The 9,405-nt window shown below is 57.0% G+C and carries 9 protein-coding genes; 8 read left to right on the top strand and 1 reads right to left on the bottom strand.

The features are described 5' to 3' along the window. Positions 1 to 16 precede the first annotated feature (16 nt). Entirely contained in the window at positions 17 to 475 is a 459-nt protein-coding gene (locus AUC61_RS15475) for a metallophosphoesterase family protein (RefSeq protein WP_243247131.1), read from the bottom strand. A gap of 610 nt (positions 476 to 1,085) precedes the next feature. On the opposite strand from AUC61_RS15475, the gene AUC61_RS15470 reads away from it, so the two are divergent. The 8 genes from AUC61_RS15470 (at position 1,086) to AUC61_RS15435 (ending at position 9,303) form a co-directional block, all read left to right on the top strand. After that, on the top strand, positions 1,086 to 2,354 hold the full coding sequence (locus AUC61_RS15470; protein WP_243247130.1) for an OprD family porin: 1,269 nt from the start codon (positions 1,086 to 1,088) through the stop codon (positions 2,352 to 2,354). 271 nt (positions 2,355 to 2,625) lie between these two features. Further along, entirely contained in the window at positions 2,626 to 3,453 is an 828-nt protein-coding gene (locus tag AUC61_RS15465) for an NAD-dependent epimerase/dehydratase family protein (RefSeq protein ID WP_243247129.1), read from the top strand. 34 nt (positions 3,454 to 3,487) lie between these two features. Next, on the top strand, positions 3,488 to 4,375 hold the full coding sequence (locus AUC61_RS15460; RefSeq protein ID WP_243247128.1) for a glucurono-1,5-lactonase: 888 nt from the start codon (positions 3,488 to 3,490) through the stop codon (positions 4,373 to 4,375). A 55-nt stretch (positions 4,376 to 4,430) separates the two neighbouring features. Beyond that, positions 4,431 to 5,444, top strand: a complete 1,014-nt coding sequence (locus AUC61_RS15455) for a TRAP transporter substrate-binding protein (protein ID WP_243247127.1) — start codon at positions 4,431 to 4,433, stop codon at positions 5,442 to 5,444. Between the two features lie 75 nt (positions 5,445 to 5,519). Then, on the top strand, positions 5,520 to 6,047 hold the full coding sequence (locus AUC61_RS15450) for a TRAP transporter small permease (RefSeq protein WP_243247126.1): 528 nt from the start codon (positions 5,520 to 5,522) through the stop codon (positions 6,045 to 6,047). Beyond that, positions 6,048 to 7,328 (top strand): TRAP transporter large permease, encoded by a 1,281-nt coding sequence (locus AUC61_RS15445; protein ID WP_243247125.1) that lies wholly within the window; start codon positions 6,048 to 6,050, stop codon positions 7,326 to 7,328. It begins immediately after the preceding gene. Positions 7,329 to 7,486: 158 nt separating this feature from the next. Then, positions 7,487 to 8,401: an EamA family transporter gene (locus AUC61_RS15440; RefSeq protein WP_243247124.1), complete on the top strand. Its 915-nt coding sequence runs from the start codon at positions 7,487 to 7,489 to the stop codon at positions 8,399 to 8,401. 32 nt (positions 8,402 to 8,433) lie between these two features. Continuing rightward, positions 8,434 to 9,303 carry an aldose 1-epimerase gene (locus tag AUC61_RS15435; protein WP_243247123.1) on the top strand — a complete coding sequence of 290 codons (870 nt, stop codon included), beginning with the start codon at positions 8,434 to 8,436 and terminating at the stop codon, positions 9,301 to 9,303. Positions 9,304 to 9,405 lie beyond the last annotated feature (102 nt).

Here is a 9,405-nt window from a genome sequence, read left to right as displayed (position 1 = left end):
AGGATGTATTCCAGCTTCACACAGCCAATTCAATCAGCTCAGCCCTTACGCCTTGCTCATCAATGTGCAGCAAGGCAACCGAAATCGGCAATTTGAAACGCCGTGGCCCGGCGCTGCCCGGGTTGATGAAAAGTACGCCGTCGCGTTGCTCGATCAGTGGCTTATGAGAGTGACCCACGACGACCACCTGGACATCATCGGGCAGCGGTTGCGGTACATCAGCCAGAATGTGGGTCACGTAAATGCCTACGCCCTCCACCTGCAGTACCTCTGAATAGGGCACATCGCTGGCCCAGGTGTCGTCCTCGTCATTGTTGCCACGCACAGCGGTCAGCGGCGCGAGCTCACGCAAGGTATCGAGGATAGCGGACTTGCCGATATCACCCGCATGAATCAGGTGCTCGCAGCCCTGGAGCGCATCCAGGGCTTGAGGGCGCAACAGGCCATGGGTGTCGGATATCAGGCCTATTTTCATGATGATGGCTCCAGGTTGATAAACATGCCCGCGACAGGAGCAATGCGAGCTGCTCGCTAAATCGAAGCGCCTGCATCGCGAGCAAGCTCGGCTCCCACAGGGGAAACGCGTTTCGTCTGTGAAGTTATGTTGGGGATTGAATGGCCAACGTGCCAATAGACGCGTGGCGAAAGACGCTCTCTGCCCTTCCGCGAGCCACTCATCGACAACATCCTGACATTCCTCAAACCCGTCCGAAAGGCTTATTGACAAAGCCAGGGCAGACTGCAAATATCGCCAAAAGTTGTACGACGACAGATAACAAAAATAACAATAATCAGGGAAGCACACGTATGACGAACCTCGTTCGAACCCCGCAATGTCCGCGCTTTAGCAACCAGCACACCTCGTGTCCTGTAAGAGCTTGTATTCGCGCTCCCGATCAAGCCCGGGATAAATCCTCTTTTCATCGAATTCGCTAACGGTTTTTCCGTTTCGAAGTAAAGGCTCGTCCGCATTGCGGTTCAGGTCTTAAGCCCCGGCATGGGGGCGTCTTGCATTCTTCCATCGTACAGGCCGATCAACGGCCGCTGGAGGACTGCTTTGTCAAAAAAATGGGAGCACAACAATAATGAGATCTCAAAAGAAACGTTCACTGGTCGTTCTTGGGCTGGGCACGATGGGCCTGACTTTCCCGTTAATGGGCATGGCCGAAGGGTTCGTAGACGACAGCAAAGCCACACTGACTTTCCGTAACGCCTACTTCAATCGTAACTTCACCAACCCGTCCTACCCCAACAGCGCAGCCCCGCAGGGCAAGGCCGAGGAGTGGACGCAGAGTTTCATTCTGGATGCCAAATCCGGTTACACCCAAGGCGTGGTCGGGTTCGGGGTTGATGTACTGGGCATGTATTCGGTGAAGCTTGATGGCGGCAAGGGCACTGGCGGCACACAACTGCTGCCCATCCATAGCGATGGTCGCCCGGCGGATGATTTTGGACGCTTGGGCGTCGCTGCCAAGGCCAAGGTTTCCAATACTGAATTGAAGATCGGCGAGTGGATGCCAGTGCTGCCGATCCTGCGTTCAGACGACGGCCGCTCGCTGCCGCAGACGTTCCGTGGCGGCCAGATCACCTCGAAAGAATTGGCCGGTCTGACCCTGTATGGCGGTCAGTTCCGCGGTAACAGCCCACGTAACGACGCGAGCATGGAAGACATGTCGCTCAACGGTCGGGGCGCTTTCCAGTCTGATCGCTTCAACTTTGGCGGCGGTGAATACGCCTTCAATGAAAAGCGCACCCAGATCGGGTTGTGGTACGCCCAACTGGAAGACATCTACAACCAGAAATTCATCAACGTCCTGCACAGCCAACCGATTGGCGACGTAACGCTCGGCGCCAACCTGGGTTACTTCTGGGGTGAAGAAGACGGCAACAAACTGGCTGGCGATCTGGATAACAAAACCGCCTACGCTTTGCTCTCAGCCAAATACAAAGGCAACACGCTGTATGTCGGCCTGCAGAAAGTCAGTGGCGATGACGGCTGGTTCCGGGTCAACGGCACCAGCGGCGGCACCCTGGCGAACGATAGCTACAACGCCAGTTATGACAACGCCAAGGAGAAATCCTGGCAGTTGCGTCACGACCTGGACTTCGCAATCCTCGGCGTGCCGGGCCTGACACTGATGAACCGATACATCAGCGGTGACAATGTTCACGTTGGGGCTATCACTAATGGCAAAGAATGGGGCCGTGAGTCGGAGCTGGCGTACACCGTACAGAGTGGCACGTTCAAGAGCCTGAACTTCCGGTGGCGCAACTCCTCCATTCGTCGCGACTTCAGCACCAACGAGTTCGACGAAAACCGGATCTTCATCAGCTACCCGCTTTCGTTGCTTTAAGTAACAAACTCTACTCCCTGTAGGAGCTGCCGGAGGCTGCGAAGCTTTTATCCTGACACGGCGCCATCGCAGCCTTCGGCAGCTCCTACAGGTCCAATGTTTGCCAAAGGACCGTGGGCGCCGTAAATACCAGAGCGGCCTATACAGCCCCAGTGACTACCAGCCATCATTTCGACCTAAGTCGCGTTGACAAAGCTACAGGCGACTGCAAATAATCACCGGAAGTCATACGACAACAGATGACAACTAATAAGAATTGCAAGGGACTCTCATGACAACGACTCATACCGCCCAAAATCCCTTCAATCGTCTGCTACTGACAGGCGCGGCAGGCGGTTTGGGCAAAGTTCTACGACAAAGCCTGCGTCCTTACGCCAAGGTCCTGCGCCTCTCCGACATCAGCGAAATGGCTCCGGCTGTTGATTCCAGCGAAGAAGTGCAACTGTGCGATCTCTCTGACAAACAAGCCGTTCACCAACTGGTCGAAGGTGTCGACGCGATCCTGCATTTTGGCGGAGTTTCGGTTGAACGGCCGTTCGAAGAAATCCTCGGTGCGAATATCAGCGGTGTCTTCCATATCTATGAGGCCGCCCGTCGTCATGGCGTGAAGCGTATTATTTTCGCCAGCTCCAACCACGTCATCGGTTTCTACAAGCAGGACGAAACCATTGATGCGCTCTCCCCGCGCCGTCCAGACAGCTATTACGGCCTGTCTAAATCCTACGGCGAGGACATGGCCAGCTTCTATTTTGATCGTTACGGCATCGAAACTGTGAGCATCCGTATCGGCTCATCATTCCCCGAACCACAAAACCGTCGAATGATGAGCACCTGGCTAAGCTTCGACGATTTGACGCAACTGATCGAGCGCTCGCTTTATGCGCCGAATGTCGGCCACACCATCGTTTATGGCGCCTCTGCCAACCGCGATGTCTGGTGGGACAACCGTTACGCAGCACACCTTGGCTACCACCCCAAGGACAGCTCGGAGCAGTTTCGCGACAAGGTCGAAGCGCAACCGATGCCAGCTGCCGACGACCCGGCCATGGTTTATCAAGGCGGCGCATTCGTCGCATCAGGTCCTTTTGGCGACAACTGAACAGCGATAAAAATAATAAAGAGGACAGCCCGACATGGATGCTGAATTGATTCTCGACGCACAGAACGCAACGGGTGAAAGCCCGGTGTGGAGCGCCAAGGAACAGGCCCTTTATTGGGTCGATATTCCAGCGGGCAAACTGCATCGCTGGGATCCGGCCGATGACAGCAGCCAAAGCTGGAAAGCGCCACAAATGCTCGCCTGTGTCGCTCGTGCCGAGAACGGCGACTGGATCGCTGGCATGGAAGACGGTCTGTATCGCCTCACCGAGCAGGCCGACGGCACCCTGGGCAGTCTTGCTCTGGCCAGCGTTGAACATGCATTGCCAGGCATGCGGTTCAACGATGGACGCTGTGACCGTCAAGGCCGCTTCTGGGCGGGCACCATGTTGATGGACATGGGCGCGGGCGCACCTGTCGGCGCGATGTATCGTTACGGCGCTGGCCAGAGCGTAGCGCTCACGGCGCAACTCAGCGACTTCATCGTGCCCAACGGCCTGGCGTTCAGCCCGGACGGCAAGATCATGTACTTGTCAGACTCGCACCCAAGTGTGCAAAAAATCTGGGCATTCGATTACGACACGGACAGCGGCACGCCTCATAACCGTCGTTTGTTCGTCGACATGAACAACTATCTGGGCCGCCCTGACGGAGCAGCCGTAGACGCCGATGGCTGTTACTGGATCTGCGGCAACGATGCAGGCTTGATCCACCGTTTCACGCCAGCCGGAAAGCTCGATCGCTCACTTAATGTTCCTGTGAAGAAACCCACTATGTGCGCTTTTGGTGGTCCGAACATGGACACGCTTTATGTAACCTCGATTCGCCCCGGTGGCGATATCAGCGACCAGCCACTGGCAGGTGGCGTCTTTGCCCTGAGACCCGGAGTCAAAGGCCTGGAGGAGCCTGCGTTCAAGGGCTGAAGATTCACCCAACAAATCCACCAGCACCACAAAAACAACAAAACTGGAGTTATCCATGGATTTCAAACGCAAGCTTCTCATCGCAGCACTTCCGCTGGCCTTCTGCATGTCGGGCCTGGCCCAGGCTGAAGTCAAAATCAAATTCGCTGAAGTTCACCCTGCTGGTTATGCCCCGGTAGTGGCCGAACAGAACATGGGCAAAAAGCTCGAAGAGCAGTCCAAAGGCGAGTTCAGCTTCAAAATGTACGCCGGCGGTGTGCTGGGTTCTGAAAAAGAAGTGGTTGAACAACTGCAGAGCGGCGCAGTCCAGATGACCCGGGTCAGCCTTGGCATCGTAGGCCCAGTGGTGCCTGACGTGAACGTCTTCAACCTGCCGTTCGTATTCCGTGATCAGGCGCACATGCGCACGATCATTGACGGCGAGATCGGCCAGGAAATTCTCGACAAGATCACCAACTCTCCAGCGAACATGGTTGCCTTGGCGTGGATGGATGGCGGCACCCGTAACCTGTACACCAAGAAACCAGTGCGCCAGCTCTCCGACCTCAAGGGCATGAAGATTCGCGTGCAGGGCAACCCGCTGTTCATCGATACCTTTAATGCCATGGGCGGCAGCGGTATCGGCATGGCCACCGGCGAAATCTTCAGCGCCTTGCAGACCGGTGTTATCGACGGCGCAGAAAACAACCCGCCAACCTACTTCCAGCACAACCACTACCAGAACGCCAAGTTCTTCACCATGACCGAGCACTTGATCCTGCCCGAGCCAATCGTGATGGCGAAGGTGACTTGGGAAAAGCTGAAGCCCGAGCAGCAGGCGCTGGTGAAAAAACTGGCCAAAGAGGCTCAGGCTGAAGAGCGCGTGCTGTGGGACAAATCGTCTGCTGAAGCAGAAGCCAAGCTTAAAGCCGCCGGCGTGGAGTTCATCACGCTGACGCCTGAGCAGAAAAAAGCCTTCTACGACGCTACCCAGCCGATTCGCGACAAATACGGTGCACCGTACAAAGAGCTGATCGACCGCATCGAAGCGGTACAGACCAATCCAGCTCTGGCCGCTGCCAAGAACTAAACAGCCCTATCAGTCAGTCCGTTAACGCCGCGGGGGCGAGCGCAAGCTCGTTCGCCGCCGCTGTGGTGAGCCTTCATGAAAAATACGCTGTTGAGCATTAACGATATTATTTATCGGATATGTATCGGGATTGCCGGTTTCGCGGTCCTGATCATGACCCTGATTATTCCTTGGGGCATCTTCACCCGGTACGTCCTGGGCACCGGCTCAAGCTGGCCAGAACCGGTTGCGATTCTGTTGATGGTGGTATTCACCTTCTTCGGCGCTGCCGCGAGCTACCGCGCGGGCGCACACATGGCGGTGTCCATGGCTGTAGATCGTCTGCCCCTTCAAGCCCGTAAGGCCGCAGCAGTGCTGGTGCAGGTCTTGATGGCCATTGTTGCGCTGTTCATGATTTTCAAGGGTTTCAAACTCTGCGCGACCACCTGGAACCAGTACCTCGGCGAGATCCCGGCACTGCGAGTCGGTATTACCTACCTGCCTATTCCCCTTGGCGCGATCGTGACGCTGATTTTCATCCTGGAAAGAGTGTTCCTGGGTGACCAAAGCCACCGTTCCGTGATGCATTTTGATGTCGTTGAAGAAAGCGAAGGTGCGGCATAAATGGATGCTCTCATACTGTTAGGCAGTTTCATCGCCCTGATCCTGATCGGCATGCCGGTCGCTTATGCATTAGGTCTTTCCGCTCTGATCGGGGCCTGGTGGATCGATATCCCCGCCGATGCACTGATGATTCAAATTGCAGGCGGCGTTAACAAGTTCTCTCTGCTGGCGATCCCGTTCTTCGTCCTCGCGGGCGCGATCATGGCCGAAGGCGGCATGTCACGGCGGCTCGTGGCGTTTGCAGGCGTACTGGTCGGCTTCGTACGTGGCGGCCTGTCCCTTGTGAACATCGTGGCGTCGACCTTCTTCGGCGCGATTTCCGGCTCTTCAGTGGCCGATACAGCATCGGTGGGCTCGGTACTGATCCCGGAAATGGAGCGTGCCGGTTATCCCCGTGATTTCTCCACAGCGGTGACAGTCAGCGGTTCTGTACAGGCCTTGCTGACGCCTCCCAGCCATAACTCGGTGCTGTACTCGCTGGCGGCTGGCGGCACGGTATCCATCGCTTCGCTGTTCATGGCGGGCATCATGCCAGGCCTGTTGCTCAGTGCGGTGATGATGGGCCTGTGCATGATCTTTGCCCGCAAGCGCAACTACCCGAAAGGCGAAGTGATCCCAATGCGTCAGGCGCTGAAAATCGCCGCTGAAGCGTTGTGGGGCATGATGGCTCTCGTCATCATTCTGGGAGGCATCCTGTCGGGCGTGTTCACCGCCACCGAGTCGGCAGCCATTGCCGTGCTCTGGTCGTTTTTCGTCACCATGTTCATCTACCGCGATTACAAATGGCGCGACCTGCCCAAGTTGATGCACCGGGCGGCACGTACCATTTCCATCGTGATGATTCTGATCGGCTTCGCTGCCAGCTTCGGGTACATCCTGACGCTGATGGAAATTCCGATGAAAATCACCACGGCGTTCCTGACCATCTCGGATAACCGCTATGTGATCCTGATGTGCATCAACGTCATGTTGCTGCTGCTGGGCACCATCATGGACATGGCGCCGTTGATCCTGATCCTGACGCCAATCCTGCTGCCTGTGGTTGCGAGCGTGGGCGTCGACCCGGTGCACTTCGGCATGATCATGCTGGTGAACCTGGGGATCGGATTGATTACACCGCCGGTGGGCGCGGTCCTGTTCGTGGGTGCGGCGGTGGGTAAAGTGACCATCGAAGCCACTGTAAAAGCCCTGCTGCCGTTCTACGCCGCACTGTTCATGGTGCTGATGCTGGTCACCTACATCCCTGCAATCTCCCTGTGGTTGCCGAGTGTTGTGTTGTAAGGCTTCGAGATAGCAGCAAAAACTGTAGGAGTGAGCTTGCTCGCGATTTGATATGTCATTCAACAATCTTTGAATGATCTGACGCCATCGCGAGCAAGCTCACTCCTACAGATCATCTCCGCCAGCCTTTGTTTTCCAGCCAAGGAGGCTGGTTGCTCATGTCTGCTCCTGCTTTGTTTCCCCGCCACATCGCTGTATTGCTCCTCGCCCTCCTCGCCTGTGCTTTCGCAGGTAATCACATCGCCGCGCGTATCGCCTTCGATCATGACACCGGCTTGCTGCTGGCGATTCTGTGTCGCTCGGGGGTGACCTTACTGGTGCTGACCGGCCTGGTGCTCTGGCAACGTGAACGCCCTCGTTTGACCGCCGGTACCTGGCGCTGGCAATTGTTGCTGGGCTTGCTGATCGCGGCACAAAGCTTCTGCATTTACTCGGCTGTAGCCCGAATTCCGGTTGCGCTGGCATTGTTGATTGCCAACGTTGCGCCGATTCTGCTGGCATTGCTTACCTGGGCTTTAGGTGGTGCCAGGCCCACTGCCCGTGCTGCCCTGCTGATGGGCTTCATTCTGATCGGTCTGGTCTTCGCGCTGGACGTACCTGAGCGTTTGTCCAGCCAGCACAGCACTGAGGCTCAGTGGCTCGAAGGCATCGCCTTTGGCTTCGGCGCAGCGGGAGTTTTCGCCTGCGCGCTGTGGATCACCGACCACAAGCTCTCGTCCCTACGCGGCACCGTCCGCAGCATGCTGACCATGTTGATTGTATTCAGCGCCGCAGCACTGGCAGGTTTCAGCGGCGTGCTGCCTGGCGGTGTTTCATTGCCTTCCACCTCAACCGGCTGGACCGCACTGGCGTGTCTGGTCACGTTGTACGGCGTCGGGTTTTCCCTGCTGTTCATTTGCGTGAACCGCCTGGACATGGCTCGCAACGCGCCGGTGATGAACATCGAGCCGGTGGCGAGTCTGTTGTTTGGCTGGTTAATCCTTGATCAATTGCTCAGTGGCGGCCAGATCATTGGCGGCCTGATTGTAGTCACCGGGATCGTGCTGCTGACCTGGCGTCGCAAAACGGCTTGAGCGCTCTAACTCTACTCATACGGCAGATCACCATGCACCCGGCACTCCTGACGCTTGAAGATGGCATCACCCGACTGACGCTGGCCCCGCTGACCGGCGGCAGTATTGTTAACTGGAGCGTGATCGCCAGTGGTCAGCCGTTGCTGCGTCCCAGCAATGACGAAGCCCTGAGCGCCGGGACCGCACGTAAACTGGCGTGCTATCCGCTGGCGCCCTGGTCGAACAGGATCAGCAACGGTGGGTTCGAAAGTCCTGATGGCTGGTTCGCGCTTGCGCCCAACAGCGCCAACGACGCCCTGCCCATTCATGGCAGTGCCTGGCAGCAGCCTTGGGAGGTCGTGGAGAAGAGTGCTCAACACGCTTGCCTCGAACTGAACAGCACCACGCCTTTTGCCTATCGCGCAGAGCTACGCTTCAGCTTGCAGGACGGTACGCTGAGCATCACTTTGAAGGTCACTCATCTGGAACCACGTGCGGCCTGGCATGGGCTGGGCCTACACCCTTACCTGCCCCGCACCGCTAACACCCAGTTGCGGGCCAAGGCTTCGCATGTCTGGATGACTGATGAAGCAGGCTTGCCCACTCAGCTGGAAGATATACCGGCCGAGTGGAACTTCAATGCCTTGAACAGCCTGCCGCTAACCCGCCTGGACAACGGTTTTACCGAGTGGGATGGCAATGGCCTGATCAGTCAGCCTGATCTGGGTTATGAGCTGGAATGCCGGGCAACGGGTAGTGAGTTTTTCCTGGTGTTCTGCCCGCCCGGGCTGGATTTTTTCTGTTTCGAACCCGTCAGCCACCCGGTGAACGCCCACCATCTGCCGGGGCATCCAGGGTTGCGGTTGTTGCAACAGGGAGAGTCGGCTGAGCTGGGCTTCAGCCTGAGTTACCGGGCGATTTAACAATTTCAAGAAGCCCACAAAACCCCTGTGGGAGCCGGGCTTGCCCGCGATATTGGCGACTCGGTTTCATGGCGATACCGCGTTATCGTTCATCGCGAGCAA

It is taken from the genome of Pseudomonas maioricensis (assembly GCF_022790535.1).
GTDB lineage: Bacteria > Pseudomonadota > Gammaproteobacteria > Pseudomonadales > Pseudomonadaceae > Aquipseudomonas > Aquipseudomonas maioricensis.
This window is presented reverse-complemented; position numbering and strand designations above follow the sequence as displayed.